Source organism: Coprococcus eutactus (genome assembly GCF_001404675.1).
GTDB classification, from domain to species: Bacteria; Bacillota; Clostridia; order Lachnospirales; family Lachnospiraceae; genus Coprococcus; species Coprococcus aceti.
In genome coordinates, this window is sequence record NZ_CYXU01000001.1 from 703,640 (window position 1) to 729,296 (window position 25,657).

At 44.2% G+C, this 25,657-nt stretch carries 23 protein-coding genes; all 23 read right to left on the reverse strand.

The genetic code is table 11. The features are described 5' to 3' along the window. Window positions 1-6: 6 nt before the first annotated feature. A complete protein-coding gene (locus ARA78_RS13830) occupies window positions 7-1,413 on the reverse strand; it encodes an HlyD family efflux transporter periplasmic adaptor subunit (RefSeq protein WP_118649142.1) in 1,407 nt (468 codons plus the stop codon). Between the two features lie 94 nt (window positions 1,414-1,507). Next, window positions 1,508-1,927, reverse strand: a complete 420-nt coding sequence (locus ARA78_RS03065) for a hypothetical protein (protein ID WP_015534931.1) — start codon at window positions 1,925-1,927, stop codon at window positions 1,508-1,510. Window positions 1,928-2,000: 73 nt separating this feature from the next. Continuing rightward, window positions 2,001-2,996, reverse strand: a complete 996-nt coding sequence (locus tag ARA78_RS03070) for a D-alanyl-D-alanine carboxypeptidase family protein (protein ID WP_242849648.1) — start codon at window positions 2,994-2,996, stop codon at window positions 2,001-2,003. 52 nt (window positions 2,997-3,048) lie between these two features. Beyond that, window positions 3,049-3,444 carry a methylglyoxal synthase gene (locus ARA78_RS03075; RefSeq protein WP_022216472.1) on the reverse strand — a complete coding sequence of 132 codons (396 nt, stop codon included), beginning with the start codon at window positions 3,442-3,444 and terminating at the stop codon, window positions 3,049-3,051. Window positions 3,445-3,454: 10 nt separating this feature from the next. Beyond that, window positions 3,455-4,618 carry an FtsW/RodA/SpoVE family cell cycle protein gene (locus tag ARA78_RS03080; RefSeq protein WP_055279954.1) on the reverse strand — a complete coding sequence of 388 codons (1,164 nt, stop codon included), beginning with the start codon at window positions 4,616-4,618 and terminating at the stop codon, window positions 3,455-3,457. After that, window positions 4,569-4,898 (reverse strand): cell division topological specificity factor MinE, encoded by a 330-nt coding sequence (locus ARA78_RS03085; RefSeq protein WP_015534928.1) that lies wholly within the window; start codon window positions 4,896-4,898, stop codon window positions 4,569-4,571. Before ARA78_RS03085 ends, ARA78_RS03080 begins: the two co-directional genes overlap by 50 nt. Before the next feature lie 16 nt (window positions 4,899-4,914). Further along, window positions 4,915-5,706, reverse strand: a complete 792-nt coding sequence (gene minD / locus ARA78_RS03090) for a septum site-determining protein MinD (RefSeq protein ID WP_022216474.1) — start codon at window positions 5,704-5,706, stop codon at window positions 4,915-4,917. A 25-nt stretch (window positions 5,707-5,731) separates the two neighbouring features. Then, window positions 5,732-6,436, reverse strand: coding sequence for a septum site-determining protein MinC (locus ARA78_RS03095; protein WP_055279955.1), 705 nt, complete (start codon window positions 6,434-6,436; stop codon window positions 5,732-5,734). A gap of 46 nt (window positions 6,437-6,482) precedes the next feature. Continuing rightward, entirely contained in the window at window positions 6,483-9,320 is a 2,838-nt protein-coding gene (locus tag ARA78_RS03100; protein ID WP_055279956.1) for a penicillin-binding transpeptidase domain-containing protein, read from the reverse strand. Further along, a complete protein-coding gene (mreD, locus tag ARA78_RS03105; protein ID WP_022216476.1) occupies window positions 9,320-9,829 on the reverse strand; it encodes a rod shape-determining protein MreD in 510 nt (169 codons plus the stop codon). Before mreD ends, ARA78_RS03100 begins: the two co-directional genes overlap by 1 nt. A gap of 22 nt (window positions 9,830-9,851) precedes the next feature. Beyond that, window positions 9,852-10,718, reverse strand: coding sequence for a rod shape-determining protein MreC (gene mreC / locus ARA78_RS03110; RefSeq protein ID WP_022216477.1), 867 nt, complete (start codon window positions 10,716-10,718; stop codon window positions 9,852-9,854). After that, window positions 10,718-11,446 (reverse strand): RadC family protein, encoded by a 729-nt coding sequence (gene radC, locus ARA78_RS03115; RefSeq protein WP_015534923.1) that lies wholly within the window; start codon window positions 11,444-11,446, stop codon window positions 10,718-10,720. The genes mreC and radC overlap by 1 nt, the downstream gene beginning before the upstream one ends. 59 nt (window positions 11,447-11,505) lie before the next feature. Further along, window positions 11,506-12,792: an aminotransferase class I/II-fold pyridoxal phosphate-dependent enzyme gene (locus tag ARA78_RS03120; protein WP_055279957.1), complete on the reverse strand. Its 1,287-nt coding sequence runs from the start codon at window positions 12,790-12,792 to the stop codon at window positions 11,506-11,508. A gap of 2 nt (window positions 12,793-12,794) precedes the next feature. Next, on the reverse strand, window positions 12,795-13,745 hold the full coding sequence (miaA, locus tag ARA78_RS03125) for a tRNA (adenosine(37)-N6)-dimethylallyltransferase MiaA (protein ID WP_172674880.1): 951 nt from the start codon (window positions 13,743-13,745) through the stop codon (window positions 12,795-12,797). Window positions 13,746-13,756: 11 nt separating this feature from the next. Next, entirely contained in the window at window positions 13,757-15,910 is a 2,154-nt protein-coding gene (gene mutL / locus ARA78_RS03130; RefSeq protein ID WP_055279958.1) for a DNA mismatch repair endonuclease MutL, read from the reverse strand. A gap of 16 nt (window positions 15,911-15,926) precedes the next feature. Further along, complete coding sequence (mutS, locus tag ARA78_RS03135) at window positions 15,927-18,524, reverse strand: DNA mismatch repair protein MutS (RefSeq protein WP_082419759.1); 2,598 nt, start codon at window positions 18,522-18,524, stop codon at window positions 15,927-15,929. A 29-nt stretch (window positions 18,525-18,553) separates the two neighbouring features. Beyond that, window positions 18,554-20,005 (reverse strand): tRNA (N6-isopentenyl adenosine(37)-C2)-methylthiotransferase MiaB, encoded by a 1,452-nt coding sequence (gene miaB / locus ARA78_RS03140; RefSeq protein WP_055144470.1) that lies wholly within the window; start codon window positions 20,003-20,005, stop codon window positions 18,554-18,556. Window positions 20,006-20,058: 53 nt separating this feature from the next. Next, on the reverse strand, window positions 20,059-21,090 hold the full coding sequence (locus tag ARA78_RS03145) for a patatin-like phospholipase family protein (protein WP_055279959.1): 1,032 nt from the start codon (window positions 21,088-21,090) through the stop codon (window positions 20,059-20,061). Between the two features lie 10 nt (window positions 21,091-21,100). Then, window positions 21,101-21,673, reverse strand: coding sequence for a 5-formyltetrahydrofolate cyclo-ligase (locus ARA78_RS03150; protein ID WP_055279960.1), 573 nt, complete (start codon window positions 21,671-21,673; stop codon window positions 21,101-21,103). Window positions 21,674-21,686: 13 nt separating this feature from the next. Beyond that, window positions 21,687-21,920, reverse strand: a complete 234-nt coding sequence (locus ARA78_RS03155) for a DUF896 domain-containing protein (RefSeq protein WP_015534916.1) — start codon at window positions 21,918-21,920, stop codon at window positions 21,687-21,689. 2 nt (window positions 21,921-21,922) lie between these two features. After that, window positions 21,923-22,783 (reverse strand): glutamate 5-kinase, encoded by an 861-nt coding sequence (gene proB / locus ARA78_RS03160; RefSeq protein WP_022216486.1) that lies wholly within the window; start codon window positions 22,781-22,783, stop codon window positions 21,923-21,925. Next, complete coding sequence (locus ARA78_RS03165) at window positions 22,776-24,419, reverse strand: NAD(P)/FAD-dependent oxidoreductase (RefSeq protein ID WP_055279961.1); 1,644 nt, start codon at window positions 24,417-24,419, stop codon at window positions 22,776-22,778. Before ARA78_RS03165 ends, proB begins: the two co-directional genes overlap by 8 nt. After that, window positions 24,406-25,650, reverse strand: coding sequence for an aminoacetone oxidase family FAD-binding enzyme (locus ARA78_RS03170; RefSeq protein ID WP_055279962.1), 1,245 nt, complete (start codon window positions 25,648-25,650; stop codon window positions 24,406-24,408). The genes ARA78_RS03165 and ARA78_RS03170 overlap by 14 nt, the downstream gene beginning before the upstream one ends. Between the last annotated feature and the right edge of the window lie 7 nt (window positions 25,651-25,657).

Genomic DNA, 25,657 nt, shown 5'->3' on the forward strand with positions numbered 1-25,657 from the left:
TCTGTACTATTGATATATAAGCTCTCCCTCTTTCATGGAATGTCCGTCCAGTAATATTCTGTCATATCTGGATATTCCATATGAAAGATCCGGCTTGATGATCGAGTAATCATCGCCCGATACGATAACCTCTATTCTTCTGAATTCCGCAGTTCCTCTTGATACACACAGAACACCATCCATCGTATACTTGGCGGCTGTGGCAACGGAAAATGTCTCCTTGGAATTATTCTTCTGCAGTACCGCATCCGAATCTATACTTGACGGATCAACATAACAGAATCTCTTGTCGGTAAAATATATTATCGGTGATATCTGTTTTATTGAAGTGCTTCCCGAATTGCCATATGTTACCTGATTAAAATGAGTCAGATCTGAATCACCACTGCCTCCTGTCAGGTAATCCACAGGTATCATATATACATCCTTTGTTATTACGGATGAAGCCGGTATCTTCAGACCGCTGGATTCCTCGAACATGAAGTTGATGTCCAGAAATCTTTCATTTACATACTGCGCGATATATTTGTTGAATGATACCACTATATAATAATGACCATCTTTTTCGATCTTATCGTATGTCGATCTGATCTTTCTGCTCGAATTATTGATGGTAAATGAAGCGTATTCATTCTGTGTAACCTTCTCAAATTCATCCTTGCTGAGCGATATGGCAATATTCCATTCCTCATCGTTGATAAGCTTACATACAGCGCTGCCCGCAGAAACCTGGCCATCTGACTTGAGTGACTGTTTTGTATACACAGTTTTATCAAAAAGCTCAGGTGTCAGATTCTTCACATCGACGCTCTCATATCCATCCTGATAGTATGTGACAAGTCCGCTGAACGGCGCCTTCTGGGCATCAAGTGAAAATGATGAAGAACCATTGCTGACCTGCTCAAGAGCAAGCTCCTCATAGAGCTCTAAAAGCTTGTTGTCGATGCTTGTCTTGAAATTATATACATTACCAAAATTGGATGCCGAAAATCCATTTTTGAACATCTTTATCTGATTGTTCAGACTTGTGTAATCTGCGCTCGTGAGAAGTGCTGAACCATTCTCCTGCATGTCGCTCATTGCTGCCTGCATGGAGCCCGAGCTGTCAATGGCATATATATTTGCACCCTTGGATACCTTCTCGCCATCTCTTATATAGTAGCATGGTGTTCCCGTCGCCGAGGCGGTTATGACAGTCTCACTTCTTACCGCAAGCCCTGTAGCCGTGAAATCAGTATCGTACGTACTCTGCTCAACCGTGAATATTATCGGATCAGAATCATTAACATACGCAACGACCCTGATGAGTATATATATGAATACGAGTGCAAAAAGGAATGTTCCAAAGCCCGGCATTTTAAGCTTTGGAAGTTCGATCTTTGTCTTTTGTTTTTTTCGTTTTATTGTCGCCATAATATGTCTCCCGTAATTTACTCTGGCACAGAAAATGGCTGGCAACATACATATGCCAACCACATTCTATCTGAAATATAAGGCGGCATCCAGCTTATAATGCCGCAATAACGCAGTCCTTGAAATCCTCTGGTACGTCATTGACATCTGTTGCCAGACAGATCACTATATCAACATTGAACATATCGGATATGTTCTTTATCTCGTCCAATGCCTCAACGATATGTGACTCTCCAACGTATGCAACCGTCTTAAAATTATCTATATAAATCTTCTCAATATCACTGTTCTGGGAGATTATTCCTCGCACGAATCCGGTGAACGAATCCAGCTTGCTAATTCCATAGCTTGTACAGTTGATCATCTTGACTCTGTTGCTGAGCTCGTAGAGATGCTTGTTGTTATTATCAAGAAATACTACCGTACCGGAAACAACCTTTACTTCATTGTTGACCTTATCTATCAGTGCCTTTGTCTTTCCCTTACCCTTATCTCCTGCAATAATGTGAATCATTTTTCATGCCTCCTGAATCTTGATGTAAAATTTATACAAATAATGTCCGTATCATATATGTCAGATACACACATCACTTTGCCTTATTTATAAGTTCAGTCATGGCGCTGTACAGTGCCTCTTTTCCATCTGCTCCGGCTACAAGAGCTATATACTCTTCACCGGTGGAATCGTTCTTAAGCTCCATGATAAGACAGTTGAGTGCCTCCTCTGTGGTTCCGGTCTTCCACGAACCTATCGAGTATCCATCTGGAAAATTTACCTCACCAGTTAAGAATTCATTTGTCGGCTCTATGGTTACCACCTGTTCATTGCCATCTGCATCCGTGTATGTGAAATCATATGTATCAAGTGAATCTATCACATACGCAAGGTCATGCTTTGAAAATTCCTTTATTATAAGATACAGATCATACGCTGTAGTGTAATGGTCATCGTCGTGAAGTCCATGACAGTTGACAAAGTGGGTATTTGTAGCACCGATCTCCTTCGCCTTTTCATTCATCATGTCACAAAATGCTGATTCGCTGCCGGCTATCAGCTCTGCAAGTATAACACCACAGTCATTATATGATGTTATCATGAGACCGTACAGCAGGTTCTTGACCGTCAGGCTGCAGCCTCCGACCAGGTCACTGGCCATGGCATCCCAATCGTCAAATGTGACCTTTCTGTTGAGAGTTACCACATCGTCAAGGGATATATCTCCCTTTTCTATGCTCTCCATAACGAGTATACCTGTCATGATCTTGGTCATACTTGCCGGATATATCTTTCCATGTACATTATGAGCCACTATGGTATCCTTGGTCGTCTCATCGACAAGCATAGCGGCATAACATCCGTTGTAGTTTGCGGCATCTATCTCCTCGCCCTGTGCTATCACAGCGTTATCGTATGCCATTCCGAGCTCCCCATACACCGGAAGATCAGGCAACACACCTATGTCGAGCTGTTTTCCAGCTTTGTAGGTCTTGCTTCCGCAGCCGGTCAGAAGAACCATCGACAACACAAGTATCAAAGAGATACTTCTTCGCATGTATTTTCCTATTCTGCTTTGATTAAACATAATATAACCTCCGAAATATATTCAACAGCCTGATAACGGTGCTGAAATATATTTACTTGTAGAATTCACGCCAGTCAAGATCTCCTCTGTCAAGTGCCAGTATAAGAAGCTCGGCAGTTGCCAGATTAGTCGCAAGCGGAATATTATGTGTATCACACAATGTAAATATGTTGTTTATATCAGGTTCATGATTCTTTGGATGAAGCGGATCTCTCAGAAAGATGACCATATCGATGTCATTGTTCTCTATCTGTGATCCGAGCTGCTGCTCACCGCCAAGATGTCCTGCAATATATTTGTGAACTGTAAGATTGGTAACCTCCTCAATAAGTCTTCCGGTAGTTCCTGTTGCGTAAAGCTCATGCTTATTAAGAATTCCTCTATATGCTATACAGAAGTTCTGCATCAGTTTTTTCTTAGCATCATGTGCTATCAAACCAATATTCATGAAAATCCTCCTAATACTTTTTCTTTTGCAAATTTATATTGAGAACCATGCCCATTCCGGCACACAAACTGACGAGTGAACTCAGTCCGTAACTTATGAATGGCAAAGGTAATCCCGTGTTCGGAAGTATGGATGTGGCAACACCAATATTGATAAATGACTGGATGCTGACCAGTGCTGCCATACCTGTTGCTATATACATTCCCTTTTTATCACCGGAACGCCTAGCAACCCTAATACATTGTAACACTATGAGCAGTAAAATTGCAATAATAATAACACTTCCGATGAAACCTAATTCTTCTCCCACTGCCGAGAATATAAAGTCTGTCTGCTGCTCAGATATGAGATTTGTATCTTTTACGGTTGCCACATCAGAGCTGTTGATCCCCTTACCGGTCAACTGTCCCGATCCTATGGCCATGATCGAGTTGTTCTGCTGATCCTGGGTGGATCCGCCTCCATACATATGTCCAAGTATACGCTGTCTCTGATATCCGTTCAGAAACTGAGGCAGGTTGTCCTGCTGGATATACCAGAAGAAGCCTCCAAAGAATGGTATGAGTATCAGTACCGCAATACCTATTATCTTGAGTGAGAGCCCCGCTATAAATATGACTATAAACAATGTTGCACATATACATATCGTGGTTGAAAGATCCGGCTCGGCAAATATAAGTCCGATCGGTATTGCAAGGAAAGCTGCAAGCTTCAGCAGCGTCTTTGCCGTGTTCAGATCATCCGCATGTTTTTCAAGAAAAACAGCCGTGCATATTATCAGTATTATCTTGGCAAACTCTGATGGCTGTATGGTAAATGAATCGGATATCTGGAACCATCTGCTGGCTCCATGGGAATCCGCACCTGATCCTACCACCAGTACAAGTCCCAGCAGCACTATATTTGCAGCGTATAGTACCATATAGTATTTGCATATGAAATTATAGTCTATGAGTGATACTATTATCATTCCCAGTATACACACCCCGGCACCGATCAACTGCTTTGTGAGTTTTGTCTCATCTACGCTCACTATGATCACAGTACCCATGGCCATGGCTGCTATTATCAGGAAAAACAATTTGAAATTGTAATCCAGTATATTGTATTTTTTTTGATCCTGATCAAGACTGAATTGTTTTAAGTTCAGTTGATCCTTCTTGAATAAGTTCATAATTCACTGATCCTCGTCCTGTTGTTCTGTATGTATATTCGTTATCCTTCTTCTCTGTATCCACGCTTAACAATGGAATATATGCCACTAGCATACGCTCCTTGACCTGGATATCGATATCTGATTCCTTTACATTGATGTATCTGTCTATCTCCTGCTTTATGGTATGCTTCATATCGTCCAGGAAATCCGGATTACACCCTATCCTGTCTGAAGCCAACATGCTTATAAGCCTTTCTTTGGCATAACTTCCTGTGTTATATAAATATATCTTATTCATCCCCATATTCCTCCCTTCAGGCTCTTTTACGTCTGAAAAGCGAACGCAGTGAGCGGTTCTTCCCTGAATAATAATCTTCAACTTCAAGAGAATCATCCACTATCTTTCTGCATATATTCATATATGCATGTCCCGATTTCGTGTTGCTGCACACGACCGGTTCTCCTTTGTTTGTCGATATGACTATGTCCTCATCGTCGGCGATCACTCCAAGCAGATCCACTGCAAGTATATCAACCACATCATCGACGGACATCATATTGCCCTTTTTGACCATATCATATCTTATCCTGTTGATTATGAGGTGCTGTTTTTCAATTCCATACGCCTCGAGCAGACCGATTATCCTGTCTGCATCCCTTATGGCCGAGACCTCGGGAGTTGTCACTATGACAGCCCTGTCAGCAGCAGCTATGGCGTTCTTAAAGCCCTGTTCTATACCAGCCGGGCAGTCAATGATTATGTAGTCATACTCGTCTCTTATCTCGTCTATGAGCTTGATGATCTGTTCCGGGCTGACCGCTGTCTTATCCCTGGTCTGCGCGCAAGGCAGCAGGTACAGATTGTTGTAGTTCCTCGCCTTTATAAGAGCCTGCTTATATCTGCAGTTTCCCTCTATTACATCTATCAGATTATAGACTATGCGGTTTTCCAGGCCAAGCACAACATCCAGGTTTCTGAGACCTATATCTGTATCTATCATCACCACTCTGTTCCCGAGGGACGCAAGACCGGTTCCTATGTTCGCCGATGTGGTCGTCTTGCCAACTCCGCCTTTTCCTGATGTAACAACAATAACTTCACACATAATAAAAATCCTCCTAAATTTACTATCATATGTAGGTTATATTTATAATCCCTTCATCATTCGTAGCTATCATTGGCATTCTTTTTGCACCCGGAAGTCTGATTTCTGTACTTTTCGCTTTTCCTATCTGCAAAAGCTGTGGGCACATTCTCATCGCTATTATGAAATTGTTTCCAGCCGCCAGCTTACCCGCTATGGCAGTTCCCGCCAGTTCCCCAACGACCACGATATTCTTACCGGATACAACCCTGGCATCCCTGGCAACATCTCCGAGGATAATGACATTTCCCCTGATCTCAAGGGTCTGCTTTCTCCCTATGTCACCGCGGAAGATATATGGTCTTTCATTGTCACTGTGCGTTTTAGTCATATCCGGCAAAGCCATACTGACTTTTGCCTGTTGTGGTTCACGATCCCCATCATCCCGGACACCGGAACCTGTATATTGATCTATGTCAGGTTTAGCTGCAAATCTGACATGAATCTTATCAATGCTGTTTAAAAAACTGATTATCTCCTCCGTGTCTCCACGCTCCAGGGTACATCCCCTGAAAGATATACATACAGTTCCTTTTTTCTGGAAGGCACTTATATTATCGAGGATCCTGCAATACAGATCGCAGCAGATATCATTTACAGACATAGCCGCCGGTACATAGACAACTATGCCTGATCTGTCTGCCTTGATTGATAATCTGTCCATACCATCCATATCATCTGCTCCTGTCATATTATTTCCTACACACAGGTTCTGTGATATATCTTTGGTATCTCAATTAATCTGACATCTGGTTATTTCCTGTTATGTCAAGCGTATCAAGCTTGTCAGGGTCATACATATATGCGTACACCATTCCGGCAAGCTCCTCTGCGTTACCCGATGTATATCCATGTGGAATAACACATGTTACACTGACCTCAGGGTTCTCATAAGGCGCAAATGACACAAACAATGCGTGATCCGGCCTTGTGGTATCCTCCTCTGCTGTTCCCGTCTTGCCGGCAACATTGACATTTATCTGATTTATAAGAGCCGATGGACTTGTGTGGTCACTTACCATCTGACGCATTCCCTGTTTTATGACCGCCCACTGGCTGTCCGTCAGATCAACTGTATTCTTAGGAACGTTGTCACTCTTATACACTGTTCTTCCATCTATATTTTTTATCTCGTTCACCAGTGTCAGGTCATAACAGTTGCCCTCATTGGCGATGGTTGTCACATATCTGGCAAGCTGGACAGGCGCATAGTTATTTGTACCCTGTCCGATAGAAGAACGTACCGCATCAGTATCTGACACATGCGGATCCATCTCTTCTATCTCCACACCTGACTTCTGGTCAAGTCCAAATAACGAAGCGTACTTCTGTATCTTATCTATACCCTGTGCATCCTGATATACTCCCTTGCTGTCTGTGGCAAGGCGGTATCCAACCTCATAGAAGAAACCGTTACACGATACCTCTATGGCGTCAGCGAGACCAAGTGTTCCGTGTCCGCTTCTGAGCCAGCAGGCCGGTGAAGGAACAACCTTTGAGAATGTACCGTAATCAGTTATAACTGATCCAACGTCTATAACGCCCTCCTGCAGACCAGCTGCAGCAATGAGCATCTTGTATGTGGAACCCGGTGCAGTTCTCTGCATGGTTGCACGATTGTACATAGGGGTCGTCTTATCTTCTGTTATCTTGGCATAATAGTCAGGATCGATCACATTTGTGAGCTTGTTGTTGTCGTAGCTTGGGTAGCTTACCATAGCCCTTACAGTTCCTGTCGCCGGATCGACCACCACGATGGATCCCGAGCATGGGTCAAGAGCAAGCATGGCAGGTGTTATCTCAAGCTTTTTGATCTTTCTGTAAATAAATTCAAAATTGCTGAGGACACCTGACGTAAATTCCTCGTAATCTTCGTCTGTTGTACTATTAAGGATTCCCTGGTCGTATAACAGGTATATTACCTGGGAACCTGTTATTTCACCTGATAATATCATATATTTGAAGACTCGTTTGTCGAAATCGGAGTCATCCTCAAATTCTTTGAGTACATAATCGACAATAACATTGTATATCTCATCCGTATCATAATAATCACTGCTTGTCTGAATGCCGGTTATGTCTATTACTCCCTGGCTTATGCAGTATTTCAGATACTCATATAATGATATCTTGTCATTTACATAGTTGTTATATGTGTCACTGTCCTTATCCACTGCACTGCTGTCATATATGCCGTTTGAGCTCAGCGTCTCGCATATAAACTCCATATAATCCTTGTACTGATCCGAAAGATTATACAGTTCCGTGTGACTGCTCTTCAGAATGTCCGAAAGCGCATTGAGTGTGTACTGCTTGCTTGATACAAATGTGTTGTACACATTCTTTTCATTGTCAGTTGCATTCGCAGCATTAAGGGCCTTTATGTCTATAATGTTGTTGTCAAAGAATGCCGAGTACACATCCGTTATAGGTATATCCTCTTTCTCCTTGGATGTCGTCACGTTCTTGAGATTTGCAAGGAGAATATACGACAATTCCTTTTCAAGTGCGTTGTAGCAGTATTTCTGAAGATCAGAGTCAAGTGTGAGGTAAATATCGTTTCCTGCAACAGAATCAGTCTTTTCTATAATCTCAAGGACTTTTCCCATGTTGTCAACGTACATCTTCTGGGAACCGTCAACACCACGAAGCTGATCCTCGTACGACTGTTCCAAACCAAGCTTTCCAACCATATCATTGGAATCATACTGCTGATCCTCGTCAAGCTTCGCATTGTACTCCTCGAGCTCCTCATTTGAAATGTTGCCGATATATCCGATTATATGCGAAAAATATATTGCATCATTGTATACTCTGTTTGATTCAATACTCACATCCATTCCGAGCAGTGTATCCATATTCTCAGTTATCGCAGCATAGCTCTGCTGACTTATATTGTTGGCGATATCCACTGTCATGTACTGCTGGTATCTGTTGAGCCATACCTCATATCTCACGGCAAGGATCTTGAGCACATAGGCATCCGAATAATCACCCGAGATATTGAAAAGTTCATCACTTCTCATATAGTCAAATACTTCCCTTGCTGTAGCATTCTTCTGTGCATCGGTGAGGGCATCAACTGAGCTTGCACCATAAACATTCATATAAAATGTATTGAGCTGTGAGCCGCTTATCGTGAATTTCATGTTGCCATTTGCATCCAGCTTGATCGGAAGCTCCACGGACAGACTGTCTCCATTCTGCTCAAGTATAAGTATCGTCTTATAAACTATCTCATTTCTTAGCTCATTGACCGACATATTCTTCTTGTCTGCCGCCTCAGTGAGGTCTGCATTGCTGGTGAAACTCAGATTGTATGAAGATTCGTTATATGCAAGCAGTTTTCCGTTGCAGTCGAAAATCTTTCCTCTGGTGGCCTTGACCGACACCGTCTTAAGTGATTTGTACTGGAAGCTGGACTGATATTTTTCTCCATTTATGATCTGAAGATTAAACAATCTGTACACAAGCACGCCTGACAGGCACAAAAAAAACAGAGTGACATAAAAAATACGGCTCTTTAACTTTTCTACTATAAAATCTTTGATTATCTCTAATATATCTCTGATCACTATGTCTCACTTCCTTTTTCAGCGCGCTTCAGCCGCTTGTTTATAAAGACAAACAGCTTGAATACTATCATCGTAAGTATGGCTGTGTATATCATATCCGGCAAAATAATATCCTTCATGTACAGCCCAAAACTTAGTCTGTTACGCATTACAAAGAATATTATAAATGTTATGAAATTAAATATGAAATCATCAAGTGTTATGATGATGATAGGCAGCAGTACATCCTCCACGAGGTACAGTCTGTGGAAAAATCCGTTACAGTATCCAATGAGCATATATATGATCATAAAAGGGCCTATGGCAAAGCCAAAGTACAGATCATATAAAAAGCCACAGAAAAATCCCACCAGCATTCCCTCTTTTCGACCTCTCATAAGTCCAAAGGACACCGTGAGGATGAGCATCAGATTGGGAGTCGCACCCGCAACTGAAATATATGGAAAAAGTGCTGACTGAAGCACAAAACATATTATGATTAATAATCCAAGTGTGATAACTCTTCTCAATGTCTGTTTAACCTCTTTACTTCTACTCCGAAACAGTTTTCTTGGTCTGGAGGACTATGAGTACCTCCTGTATCTTTGAAAAATCACATGCCGGAGTGATATATGCAGTCTTTGTAAGATTGTTGGAATCTTCCTCTATTTTTGTTACATACCCTATGTTAATTCCCGACAGATATTTGCTTGACACATAGGATGTGACGACCTGATCGCCGACTCCGACCTCTGCGTCCTTGTCAATGTTTTCAGCGATAAGATAGCCATTCTCATAATTGCTGGCGCTTCCCTCAACATTACAAATAGCCTCTGACGGTAATATCATTCCGTTTACATTTGATGTATCGTCTATGATGGCTCTTACCTTGGCATAATCCTTTCCGGCCTCTGTGACTATTCCACACAGGCCGTTGCCATACATGACATTGCAGCCCTCGACAACACCATCATCTGTTCCCTTGTCGACATAGAACACCTGAAACCATCCGCCGGTATCCTTTGATATGACTCTGGCAGCAGTCTTCTTATAATCGTAATACTGGAGATCAAGCTCATAAAGTGCCTGAAGACGTTCGAGCTCATACGAATTCTGCTGGTACTGTGCCACCTGCTTCTGACTCTGTTCAAGCTGATCCTTGAGTGTTTCATTCTCCTTTAACAGTGCGTCGTAATTCTGGAATGCCTCAGTTTTGCTCTGAACCCATCTGCCTATGGTATTTACCCCTTTCTGCATGGGCTGGACAAATATGTTGGTAAAATTCCTCACCGGTGCAAATATTCCCCCCGCAAAGAGAGATACAAGCATGAGCACAACGCAAAAGCCTGTGAGTCCAAGCAAAAAATATCTCGGTGTGATCTCTATTCTTTTTCTGTTCCTATTTCGTCTTCGTTTCATTATAAAATACCTCGCTCAGCTAAGCTGACATAGCAGTTATTTCCTAAAATAATATGATCTGAAAGCTCTATCCCTATCAGTTCCCCGGCTCTGTCCATCTCTCTGGTGATATCTATATCCTGACCGCTCGGAGTCGGATCTCCGGATGGGTGGTTATGCACAAGTATGATATAGACAGCATCGTATCTGAGAGCCTCCACAAACACCTCTCTCGGAGATAACATCGAACTGTTCACTGTTCCCTCTGAAATGCGGACATCCTTTATGAGCTTATGCTTCGCATCAAACATGAGGAGATACACGTATTCCTTTTCGAGATATCTTGTGTTCTCCATGAAATAATCCGCAATGCTCTGTGGGGACTGAAACGACAAAAACGGCTTAAATGAAGCCCTGGCCATTCTCCTGGATATCTCAGCCAGACATTTCATCTGTATCGCTTTTACCTTTCCAACTCCGCTTATCTCTTCAAGTTCACTCACAGTCAGGTAATTAAGCCCCACTATCCCCTTGTGGACCGGATGGGCATCCAATATCCTGTAGGCTGTGGACAGCGCATTTGCCTTCCTGCTTCCGGTTCTGAGGATGACTGCCAGAAGTTCAGCATCTGTGAGAACCTCAACTCCATACTTAAAGCTCTTCTCATACGGTCTCTCAGTCTCCGACATTTCTTTCATGGAGACCGAAAGTCCTCCTGCAAAATTCTCTTTGCAATAATTTTTATCCATATTTCCTCCTTCCGCCTCTCCAAGCTCCAGAGAAAATTTTATATGGCCGACTAATTAATCTACCATACTATAAGGTTTTTTTCTACCATTTTCTGTAATGACATTATTATGCCGTACTTGGCATGGGGATATGTAAGTCCCCCCTGAAAATATACCGCGTAAGGTGAGCGCATAGGTGCATCCGCTGAGAGCTCAATGGATGAACCAGACACAAATGCTCCAGCGGCCATGATGACCGGTGAATCATAGCCCGGCATGTCCCAAGGCTCAGGTCTTACATAACTGTCAACCGGCGCTGCAGCCTGGATTCCTTCACAGAATGCCACGACCCTCTCAGGAGTCTGAAGCTCAACAGCCTGAATAATATCGTATCTGTCCTCTGTGCTGTCAGGAACAGCCTTAAAGCCCAGTCCCTCGTATACATTTGCTGCAAATATCGCACCCTTAAGCGCACTTGCAGTAACTGTAGGTGCCATGAAAAGTCCCTGAGTGAGAGCCTTTGTATTGCCAAGTGAGGCTCCAACCTCCTTGCCGAGTCCCGGAGTTGTGAGTCTGTATGAAGCATTCTCCACGTACTCCTTCTTTCCGCATATATAACCTCCTATCGGTGCAAGACCGCCACCCGGATTCTTGATGAGAGAACCGACCACAAGATCGGCACCCACATCCGACGGCTCTATATCCTGTACGAATTCTCCGTAACAGTTGTCTACCATGCATATGATGTCAGGATTTACACTCTTGACCGCTTTTATGGCCTCACCGATCTGCTGTACAGACAGCGTCTTTCTGACCGCATATCCCTTGGATCTCTGTATCTCCACAAGCCTTGTGCGGCTATTGATCGCATTCTTTATTCCATCAATGTCAAAGTCTCCGTTCGGCAACAGATCCACCTGGGCATATGTGACACCATACTCTGCAAGTGAGCCCCTTGACTCCCTGATACCAATGATCTCATCCAATGTGTCGTACGGCTTTCCCGATATGGCAATGATCTCATCTCCCGGGCGCAGATTACCGAACATGGCCGTGCAGAGTGCATGGGTTCCGCACACTATCTGTGTCCTGACAAGGGCATCCTCCGTGTGAAATACGTCTGCATATATCCTCTCAAGGGCATCTCTTCCGTCATCCGTATAACCATAACCCGAAGAGCCTGCAAAATGTGCCTCAGACAATCTGTTGTCCTGCATGGCCTTAAGGACCTTGAGCTGGTTGAGCTCACTCACAGCATCGATGGCTGCAAATCTATCCTTAAGTTTCTCCTCCACACTGTTGCAGTATTCAAACACCTTTTCATCCACATTCAGTGATCTGTAGTAATCCTTTAACATATCTTTCATTTCTATATAATCTCCTTTTCGTGAAGCCTGTCCAGCATAAATGACAATATTTCAGACTCGCTGTCGTACTCACTTTTATCAACCCAGGTCACATGTTTTTCCCTCTTGAACCATGTGATCTGTCTCTTGGCAAAATGCCTTGTATCTCTCTTTAGCGTATATACTGCCTCATCCAGAGTGCATCTGCCCTGAATATAATCGATTATCTCCTTGTAGCCAAGCCCCTGCATTGACACCAGCTCCCTGCTGTAACCCTCGCTCACAAGCAGTTTTACCTCGTCCAGAAGCCCTGCCTCAAGCATGATATCTATCCGTCTGTCTATTCTATCATATAATTTCTGTCTGTCATCATTTAACACAAAATATTCAAAATTATATGGTGACTTCTTCTGCGACTCAGTCTCGTTGTGTTCAGATATCTTCATACCTGTTTTTTTATAAAATTCAAGAGCCCGTACCACTCTTTTTACATTGTTCTCATGTATCTTTTCAGCGGATTCAGGGTCGACCTCCGCTAGCATGTCATGAAGAAATGTCTTGCCGTGGGTATCTGCAAGGTTCTGCAGCTTTTCCCTGTATGACATATCATTGTCATTTTCCTCAAAATCTATATCATACAAAAGCGCCTGGATATAGAAGCCAGTACCACCTACTATGATTGGAATTTTTCCACGGGAATATATATCCTCCATAGCACGAAGAGCATATTTCTTGAAAAGCACAACGTTGAACTCTTCTGCCGGATCCAGAATATCTATCAGATGATGCCTTACCCCCTGCATCTCCTCCGGCTCTATCTTCGCCGTTCCAATATTCATCTTTCTATATACCTGCATGGAATCTGCGGATATGATCTCGCCGTCCACCGCCTTTGCCAGTCCTATGGACAGCGACGTCTTGCCAACAGCCGTTGGGCCTGTCAGGATTATCAGTGGTTTCATATTCTTATCCATCCTGTTATCTCCTATACTATACGCTTAAATTTCTTCTCGATCTCCGACTCAGTCATGGATATAACTGTTGGACGGCCATGAGGACATGTATAAGGGTTTTCTAGTTTTAAGAGCTGGTCTATAAGTGCATCAGCCTCCTTGAAACTTATCTCCGTATTGCCCTTTATCGCAGCCTTACACGCCATAGTGGAAAGCTTGTGTATAAATGTGTCTATAGTCACCTTTTTAGCACTGCTGCTCGCATCAGCTATGAAGTCTATAAAAAGCTCTCTGCCATCAAGGCCAAACAGGTTGTCAGGTACAGCGTTAAGTTTGAACTCCCTGCCTCCAAAGTTCTCGATCTGATATCCAAGTGCCTCGAACATCTCCATATTTTCATGAAGAAACTCTATCTCTGCGGCACTGAGTGTAACAACCGCTGGAGGCATAAGATACTGTGAGTATATCTTCTTATTCTTGTAATTCTCCATAAGCTCTTCGTACTTAACCTTCTCATGGGCGGCATGCTGATCCATTATGAAGAACTTACCATCGTACTCTATGAGCCAGTATGTCTTGAAAAGCTGTCCTATGAGTCTGTGCTTCGCACGGGCCTCCTTTGTCAGGAATTTCTCCTGGAACATATCCTGCTGTACATATTTTTTTCCGGCTTTCTCAATATAAGCTGCATCTGAAGCTGCAGATACTGTTGAGTCTTGTGTCGCCGCTGTGACCGAAGGTCTAGCTGGTGCCGGAGCTGTATATGCCGGACTCTCGTTTACCACATTCCTGTTTTGTACTATAGCTCTCTCAAGATCATTATTCCTATCCGCATATATGTAGTTTCCTGCCGGCTTCTCCGTCTTGTTATTATCTATGACGTCTGATCCTTTATTGTTTGAGCTGCTAGTCTCATCTATGATTTCTATAACCGGGCGGACCGGCTGTGATGATGTCTGTGGTTCAATCGGGCAAAGCTGCTGTGGTGATGTCTGTGTCTCCGCCGAGCGAAGCTGCTCAGGCTGACTCTGCGGTTCTGCCGGACGAAGCTGCTCAGGCTGACTCTGCGGTACAGTCTGCTCCTCTGCCCTGACTATCTCCTCACGCCTTTTATTCTCGAATGCCTCCGGTGCATTTCCAACATCCCTCTGCTTGAAGGTCTCCGGCTTTGGATCCTTCCCCGGCGCCACATCAGGAATGAGCTCTTTGTGTAACAGAGTCTCCCTTATGGCATTGTATGTGAAGCTGTATATATCCTGACTGTTTGCAAATTTCAACTCCATCTTGGTTGGATGTACATTTATATCGAGAAGATCAGGCCTAACCTGAAAATTGATCTCGGTAAACGGAAATTTGTGAATCATGACAAACGTTCTGAATGCATCCTCAATTGCTTTGGTGAGCACCGCACTCTTAATATATCTGTGATTTACATAATAACCCTCAAAAGATCTGTTGCTCCTTGATATACAAGGCCTTGCTATATATCCGGAAATCTTCATATAGTCATTCTCAGCATTTATCTCAAGAAGATTGGAAGTGATATCTCTTCCATAGATATGGTAGATTATATCCCTCAGTTTTCCATTGCCGGATGTGAACAGCTTGTCTGTTCCATTTGCAATGAACTTAAATGAGATCTCCGGGTGTGACATGCATATACGGCACATCAAATCGTAGATATAGCTTGTCTCCGTGGCATCAGTCTTCATGAACTTCTTTCTCGCCGGTGTATTGTAGAAAAGATTTCTGACAATTATGGTTGTTCCACCCGGAGCACCTATCTCCTCGCTGGATATCTCCTTACCGCCATGTATCTGGTATCTGAGACCGGTCACATCATCAGCGGTCTTGGTTATCATCTCCACCTGGGCAACCGCCGCTATACTTGCAAGTGCCTCACCACGGAAACCAAGAGAAGAGATACTCAGGAGATCCTCGACTGTCACAAGCTTACTTGTGGCATGTCTGAGAAATGCAAGCTTGACCTCATCCTTCTTTATACCTGCTCCGTTGTCGGTGACTCTGAGAAATGACAGTCCGCCTCTCTTTACCTCGACGGTTACCGCTGTGGCACCTGAGTCTATGGAATTTTCCACAAGCTCCTTGATGACCGAGCTCGGCTTCTCTATAACCTCACCGGCTGCTATCTTGTTAATCGTATTTTGGTCTAATACTTTTATCATTACTTATCGCTCCTTATTATTTAAGTCGCTCCTGCAATTCATTTAAATAAAGCAACGCCTTCATAGGTGTCATGTTGGACAGATCAACACACTTTATGTCCTCGATCACCTGTGATTCGGCAAGTGAGCCGAACATTGACATCTGGGTGTCTTCTTTCTTCGGCTTGAAATCATTTGTAACCTTTATCTCCTTCAGCTTGGTGGTTATGTCCTTGTCTATAAGCTGATTACATATCTCATTTGCTCTCGCTATAACGACATCCGGCACACCGGCAAGCTTTGCAACCTGTATACCGTAGCTTCTGTCGGCACCGCCCTTGACGATCTTTCTGAGGAACACTATGTCGTCTCCGTCTTCCTTGACCGCTATACAGTAGTTGTTGACTGCCGACAGCTTACCCTCAAGCTCCGTGAGCTCATGGTAATGTGTCGCAAACAGAGTTTTTGCTCCGAGCAGTTCACTGTTGCTTATATACTCAACGACAGCCCAGGCGATCGCCAGACCGTCATATGTGCTTGTTCCTCGACCTATCTCATCAAGGATGAGAAGGCTGTTCTTCGTGGCATTTCTGAGTATATTTGCGACCTCGCTCATCTCCACCATAAATGTGGACTGTCCTGATGCAAGGTCGTCGGAAGCTCCCACTCTTGTAAATATCCTGTCGCATATGCCTATATTGGCAGATGCCGCAGGGACAAAGCTTCCAACCTGAGCCATGAGAACTATGAGCGCAGTCTGTCTCATATATGTGGATTTACCAGCCATGTTAGGACCAGTGATGATAGATATCCTGCTCTCATGGTTGTTCAGATATGTGTCGTTTGTGATGAACATATCGTTGTTCAGCATCTTCTCAACGACCGGATGACGTCCGTCCTTTATGTCGATGACTCCATCTGTATTGATCTCAGGTCTAACATACCCATTTGCAACAGCCACATATGAGAGTGAACACAGAGCATCGAGCATGGCTATGCTGTGTGCTGTTCTCTGTACCCTTGTGAGCTCTGCAGCAAGGGTGTCCCTGAGCTCAACATATGTGTTGTACTCCAGCGCAACAAGCTTGTCGGATGATCCGAGTATAACTCCAGCCAGTCTGTCAAGCTCCTCGGTTGTGTATCTCTCAGAATTGGCAAGTGTCTGCTTTCTGATGAAATAATCCGGCACAAGACTCTTATATGAATTGGTTACATCAAAATAATATCCGAACACCTTATTAAACTTTATCTTGAGATTCTTGATTCCGGTCTTTTCCTTCTCTCTGGCCTCAAGCTCTGCGATCCAGTTCTTGCCATCAGTTGTGGCATTCTTCAGAGTGTCTATGTCCTCAAGATAGCCATCTTTGAATATTCCGCCCTCTCTGATAAGTATAGGCGGCTCATCAACTATGGCACGGTCAAGAAGGTCATAGAGATCCTGCAGATCATCTATTCCATCCCTGATCTCGGTGAGCTCATCCGAATGGAATTCACCGAGAAGCTGTATTATAAATGGAAGAAGCTGTATGGACGTCTTAAATGCCAGAAGATCTCTCGGATTCGCTGTTCTTAACGATATCCTCGTCATAAGTCTCTCGAGATCGTATATGGTATTCATGTACTCACGGAGTTCGTCTCTGGTTATGACAGAGTCGTTGAGCTCTGTTATCGCGTCAAGTCTGGCTTCTATATCATCTTTGTGGATAAGGGGCTGCTCTATCATATTTCTGAGCATTCTCGCTCCCATGGCCGTTTTGGTCTTGTCAAGCACCCAGAGTAGTGAGCCTCTCTTCTGCTTATCCCTGAGTGTCTCTGTCAGCTCCAGATTTCTTCTGGATGAGCTGTCTATGATCATGAAGTCCTCTATGGAATATATATCTATCCTGTTGATATGATCCAGTGAGTTCTTCTGTGTCTCATGTAGATACTGGAGAAGTGCGCCCGCTGACAGCAGCATATCCTCCTGCTCATCTATGCCGAGACCATCTATTGATCCGACCTTAAACTGTCTTTTAATGAAATCCTCACAGGTGTCATCGTTAAAATAATGAGACGGAGCCTCCGATATCGTTATCTTCATCTTCTCCTTCATGTAATCAAAGTTCAGGCCACATGACAGAAAAACCTCATTTCCTATGATCTCCGTCGGTGAATATTTGTTGATCTCATCGTACAGCTTGGATGTGGATGAGATATGACATGATCTGAACTCTCCGGTAGTGATATCACACACTGCCACGCCATACTCATCATTACAGCCAAATATACACATGAGATAGTTATTCCTCGTCTCATCAAGAATAGCCTGGGACATATTTGTACCAGGCGTAACTATACGTATAACTTCTCTTTTTACTATACCCTTTGCGAGCTTCGGATCTTCCATCTGCTCACATATGGCTACCTTGTAGCCCTTCTCTATCAGCTTGTTCAGGTATATGTCACAAGCATGATACGGAACACCGCACATTGGTGCGCGCTCCTCCTGACCACAGTCCCTGCCGGTCAGTGTTATCTCAAGTTCCCTGGATGCCGTCAGGGCATCGTCGAAGAACATCTCGTAGAAATCTCCCAGTCTGTAGAAGAGAATACAGTCCTTATACTGATTCTTAACTTCCATATACTGAGCCATCATTGGTGTTAATGCTGCCACTTCAACTACTCCTATTCTGCTAATTCACCCATGTAATAAAATCCCTTACACTCAACAAGCTTTACATTCAGGATCTTTCCAACCATCTCCGCACACCCAGGGAAATGGACAAGTATGTTGTTGGAGAGTCTTCCGGTCAGAAGGCCGTCGCCCTTCTCGTCAAAGCCCTCAACCAGAACCGGCTGTGTCTGTCCCTTTATCGCAATGGTCTTCACATCACTTATCTCCTGCACACGCCTTAAAAGCCTGTTGTATCTATCCTGTATCTCTTCCTTTGTGGAACCATTCTCCATTCCGGCGGCAGGAGTTCCTGTTCTCTTTGAATATATAAATGTAAATGCGGTGTCATACTGTACTTTCTCAACCACGTCCATGGTCTCAAGGAAATCCTCCTCGGTCTCACCAGGGAATCCCACGATTATATCAGTGGTGAGTGATATCTCCGGAACCTTTGCCCTTATGCGGTCAACCAGTGCAAGATATGACTCCTTTGTGTACCGTCTGTTCATCGCATTCAGTATCTTTGTCGAGCCCGACTGTACCGGCAGATGGAGATGTCTGCAGATCTTTTGATTCTCCGCGATGACATCTATCAGTTCATCCGACAGATCCTTTGGATGTGAGGTCATGAATCTTACTCTCTGTATCTTCTCTATGGCACACACACGCCTCAACAGTTCCGCAAATGTGATCGGATGCTCAAGATTCTTGCCATATGAATTGACATTCTGCCCGAGGAGCATGATCTCCACCACTCCGTCGTCAGCAAGCCTCTCACACTCAGCTATGATATCCTCCGGATTTCTGCTTCGCTCCCTTCCCCTTACATATGGAACTATACAGTAGGTACAGAAATTGTTGCATCCAAACATGATATTTACACCTGATTTGAATGGAAATTCCCTCACCGCAGGAAGATCCTCCACGACCTCCTTGGCATCCTTCCAGATATCTATGACCATGCTTCCGGATTCTATCCTGCTCACAAATATCTCAGCAAGCTTATATACATTGTGTGTTCCAAATACCATATCGACAAACCTATAGCTCTTGCTTATGGTTGTCACCACATGCTGCTCCTGCATCATGCATCCGCACAGAGCTATCTTCATCTCAGGATTTTTCTCCTTGAGGTGCTTCATGAGACCAAGGTGACCATAAACCTTTCTGTTGGCATTCTCCCTCACCGTACATGTGTTATATATTATAAAGTCCGCATGTTCGGACTCGGTCCTAACATATCCCATCTGCTCAAGTATTCCGGCAAGCTTCTCAGAATCCCGGACATTCATCTGACAGCCAAATGTCTGTATGGAACAGGTAAGGTCACGTCCCAGCTCTTTGCTTCTTGCTGTGACATACTCCCTGCCCTTTTTTATAAAATAATACTGCCTCTCCGGTTCCTCAAACGGAGCTGGAAGCCCCAGATCTATGCCGTCAATAACTTTTTCCAAATCATTCATAATCTCTATGTATCCTTATCTATTTCTTTAAAGCTGCGTAAATCCGACTGGAGTTATTCCTCTATGCCCAGCTTACCAAGTATCCTGCCTATGTTATCCATAGTATTTTTCACGCTGGAATCCGCGGCATCCATCCTCATCTGAGTCTGTATATCCGCAAGATCAATATCCCTGTAATGATCCAGCGCCGCGATGTAATCAGGATCATTCTCAAAATGAACCTTAAGTGCCCTCATGGCATCCTTATAACCGAGCAGGCTTCTGAATTTTACTGAATTTGCAGAGAAATTCAAGGTTCCATCTATCAGATCTCCCAGGCTTACACTTGGATATATCTCTATGATATCCGCATCTGTATATGCAGATATGTCTTTCTTTGAGTCGGGATTAAGGCCGCACACAACTATATTTCTGTATCCCATATCATACAGAGGTTTCACCGGAACATTGTCGGCGAGACCACCATCACAATACTCCTTACCGTTATAAGTCACAGACTCATAGAGCATAGGCAGGGTGGATGATGCCATGACGACTGTCCTGATCTCCTCCGCATCCATTCCTGCAAGGCTTATATACTCAGCCTGTCTTTCACCTTCCTGCGCGCACTCAGCTATGGCTGCATACACGGTGACCTGCCCATCAGACAGCTTTCCGTAATCCACATAGCTGTCCATGAGCTTTATCATCTCCCTGCGCGACATGAATCCCGATTTGTCGTTGAACATCAGATCAGGATCAACGTCAAACACCGTCTCAAAATGTATCTTCTTCCATGCCTCCTCGCTCCTGTCAGGATCATTGCACGCGAAAAGCATGGCATTTATCGCACCTATGGAAGTTCCTGATATGGCTGTGACCTTGTCCATAAGTCCATACTCTGCAAGTGCTCTGTACACCCCGAGCTGGTACGCTCCTTTACCGCCGCCACCGCCAAGGCACAGCGCATAGCTGTCAGCCATATCACCGGACTGAGTGCGTCCTGCAACTTTTCCGGCATCATCCGCCCCGGCATTTTGCAGCTTATCCATCTGTATCTTCTTTTCAAGTTCAGCGATCTTTGCTGTTATCTCGTCTCTGTTCATTGACCCTCCATTATGATATAACTTCCGATTCTGTTACTATGATATGCGGTCTGATATCTGTAGGTTCACTGTCTATCTTATCAACTATCTGGAATTCATACGCCAGTGCCACCGTGACAAGCCCTGCATGCCTCGCCAGATATCTGTCGTAATACCCTCCGCCAAAGCCTATGCGGTTGCGGCTGTGATCAAATGCAATCCCGGGCATGAACATAAGCCCATCTTCGATCTCCTCAAAATCATCAGAAACCGGTTCGAGTATCCCAAAGTTTCCGGATGCAAGTTCCTCGTAGTCTGTGATCTCAATAAACTCCATGTCTTGTCCATAAACCTTTGGAACATATACATGCTTTCCATCCGCCCACGCCCTCTCAACTATGAGCTTTGTATCCACTTCATTCCCTTTGGAGATATATGCACATATATTGAGAGCATTCTCGTATTCAGGAAGCTCAGACAGACGTCTGCATATAAGTTCAGATCTCCATGCACACTCACCCCTGTCCATGGCATTTCTGACCGCTTTTATTGTTTTCCTTATATCGGCTTTGCTGCCGGGTTTTACACTGTCTTCGCTATTCATAATACAGTCGTGCCTACGCCTTTCTTGTAGGATCAAGGTCCTGAAGTCTGGTTATGGAGCCGTCCTTCTCTTTGATATCTATATTGTTGAGCGTGCTCCTGAGATTATTCTTCACAGCAAATATATATTCCTGCCTTAACTGCTGCTGTTCCTTCTTCTCAGCGTCGGTGAGCCCCTCAGCCTTGGACTTGTGATATAACTCATTTATACGTGCGATCTTTGCCGCATCGATTATCGTCTCTTTCATAACTATATAAGATACTCCTTATTCAAAATAAATCTGACAACGTCAAAGTCATGATCCTTATATTCTGTGAACAGAGTTCCTATACTTTCTCCGTTCATTACCTTAACAATATTGTCCATATCCGCTCCGGATACTATGACCATATCCGAGTTGGAGTTGGTTGCTATCCTGGCGGCTGCGATCTTGGTCGTCATTCCGCCGGTTCCGTACTTGGAGCCTGCACCTTTACCCATATCCATTATATGGTCGTCTATACAGTTCACCTCTGGTATAAGCTTTGCATCAGGGTTATTGTGTGGATCATCAGTGTACAGACCGTCTATATCCGTGAGAAGTATCAGGAGATCTGCATGGATCATGGATGCAACTATGGCAGACAGTGTATCATTGTCGCCAAATGCCACGCTGTCATCCAGCTCATCGATGGCAACCGTATCGTTCTCATTGACGATCGGTACGACACCGAGCTGAAGAAGCTCGTTGAATGTGTTGATGGCATTCTTTCTCCTCTCATCCGACGATATAACATCAAATGTTAGCAGAACCTGAGCTGCTGTGCTGTGATACTCTTGAAAAAGCTTCTGATATATCATCATTAGCTGTCCCTGTCCCACTGCAGCACACGCCTGTCTGAGCGAGGTCGTCTTAGGTCTTCTGGCAAGTCCCAGCGCCTGTACTCCGACTCCGATGGCTCCCGATGATACGAGGACCACATCCTTGTCCTGATTTCTCAGATCACATATGATGCGCACCAGCTTCTCAAGCTTTGTATAGTCAAGTCCACCCGTCTCCTCGTGAATAAGTGAAGATGAACCAATCTTTATTACTATCTTTTTCTTGTCTTTCAAATACTCTCTATCCATTTATATTCTCCTGTGTACCGTCTGTTATTGCCTCATTGCTGAATCTGGATGCTATGGCCTCGGCCACCTTCATACCATCGACAGCGGCTGAGGTTATTCCCCCTGCATAGCCCGCGCCTTCCCCGCACGGGTATATACATGTCCCCTCACAGCGCAGCTCATCGCCTCGTATCATACGAACAGGTGATGAGGTTCTGGCCTCGATTCCTGAGAGAACTGCATCGTCAGATGAATATCCCGGCATCCTCTTATCAAAGGACACAACTCCTTCTATTATAGCATCCTTTATATACTCTGGCAAACAGCATTTGAGGCTTGTAAGCCTGTACTTACCCTTAATCTGAGGCTTAACACCGCCCAGCTTTTCCGTAGGAATGTCCCTTCTGTAATCTCCGAAGAGCTGCACCGGAACAGCCCCCTGTCCGGCCTCGTATGCGGCCTTCTCCCATCTTCTCTGAAACTTCATTCCCGCAAGAGGATGATCTGACCCGTAATCCTCCGGGGTAACATTTACCACAATGGCGCTGTTGGAATTCTCACCATCCCTGCCGCTGTAGCTCATACCATTCACACACGTCTCACCGTGCTCGGATGATGCATTCACCACGTAACCTCCAGGGCACATACAGAATGAATATACAGCCCTGCCATTTGACGCCTGATGCGTCATCTTGTAGTCTGCCGCCGGCAGCAGCTTTGCATACGCCGGATCATCGCCATACTTCATGACATCTATATCTGCTCGCTTGTGTTCGATACGAAGTCCCATGGCAAATGGCTTTGGCTCCATCGGAACACCTTTTTTGTAAAGCATCTCCACAGTATCCCTTGAGCTGTGTCCAAGTGCCAGAACAAGGGCATTTGTCCTGTATTTCTTCTCACTGCCATCTGAAAGGTTCTTTATATGTACACACACCTCATCCTGTGTGATCTGATCATAACCGGTAAAAAGTGAATCAAAATGTACCTCTCCGCCAAGTCTCTTTATATCCTCACGCATATTCCTTACAATACCAGACAGCACATCAGTGCCCACATGTGGCTTATTTATATACATTATGGACGGATCTGCACCATACTCCACAAATGTCCGCATGACCTCAGTGCGTCTGCCCGAGCCATCCTTTATGACCGTATTCAGCTTGCCGTCCGAAAAGGTTCCTGCGCCGCCCTCTCCAAACTGTACATTACAATTTGGATCAAGTCCTTCCTCACCCTTCCAGAATCTCTCTATATGCTCCATTCTCCTGTCAACATCCATGCCGCGCTCAAAAACAACCGGTCTGTATCCGGCTCTGGCAAGATACAGTGCAGCAAATAAGCCACCCGGTCCTGTTCCTATCACCACAGGCCTATAGGTCATTTTGACATTTCCCGGCTCCGGAAATCTATATTGGGTAGCATTTGTTAACATAACATTATTATTGTGAAGTCTTTTCAATAATTTTTCCGGATTCGGAACATCCACATCTATGGATGCAATATATTTCACCTGGTTTCTCCGCCTGTCATCAAGAGACAGCTTGAAAAAAATATACTCAAACTCCTTATCTGTCTTCAGCGTCTTTTTGATAACACTTCTAACATCTGCCTCTGTAAATCCAAGCTGCAGTTTTACATTGTTAATTCTGATCATCTTTTATTCTCTTTCCTGCAGACTCCCCGGCTCTCATGCCGCTTATAACAGCCCACATTATATTATATCCACCACATTTGCCGGTCACATCGACATACTCTCCAGCGGCGTATAAGCCTCTGTGTCCATCAAGTTCCAGGTTATCTGCCCTGAGCTGCAATGTGTCAACTCCACCGCTTGCCGCCTGGCTGTCCTCATAGCTGCCGAATCCATCTATGTTGAATCTCATATGTTTGAGCATATCACATATGGATGTTATATCAGCCGCGTCAAGTCCGGCCGCTTCAGAAGCTTTGATACCAAGACTTTTTATAATATACCCGGCGATCTTCTCGTTGACAATACCATTGAGCATCGCCTCGACTCTCCGTCTGCCATTTACCTCGGCAAATCGTCTCATCCTGTCCGCCAACATATCATCACTGATGTCCGGAACAAGTTCAAGTTCTATGTATGGCTTTTTGCCAGTCTCCATCAGATTTATACACTGTATACTCATATTAAAAACCGCTATACCCGAAAGATATCCCGATGCAAACTGAACCTCGCCTCTCTCGTGGTCATACTCCTCGCCATCACACATTAGGCGGACAACAGCCTTTGCACGTACCCCTGACATATCAGATATATATTCATGGCATTTTAATTTACACAGAGCCGGATGCGGTTTCACAAACCGTACATTCAGATCATCCAGAAGTCTGTATACTCTATCAGATCCGCCAAGCTTTGGCGCAGCCGCACCTCCGGGTGCAAGTATCACCTGGGTCGTCCTATACCCGCCTTTGTCTGTGTCTACAATATATGTACCATCTTTTCCCTGTTTTATACTCAGGACTTCCTCCGATGTGCTGTTTTCTATACCAAGAATTTTGAGCCTGTCCGTCAGTGCCCACACTATGGTAGATGCCTGCAGCGATGCAGGATATATATATCCATTATCATCATAGCTGGAAACACCAAGGCTTTCAAAAAAATCCATGACATCATTATGACTGTCCGTTGTTACGAACTGAAATGGGAAAAATTCATTTGCACTGGAATAGCATGACAGATCAAGCTTCGTATTTGCAATGTTACATTTGCCATTTCCCGTCGCATACAGCTTCTTTCCGAGTTTTTTGTTTTTATCTATAAGCTTTACCGAAGCCGATGGTGCTGTCTCTTTTGCTTTTATTGCGGCTGTCATCCCAGCCGGGCCACCGCCGATAACTATAATATCATAAATCATTCCGATA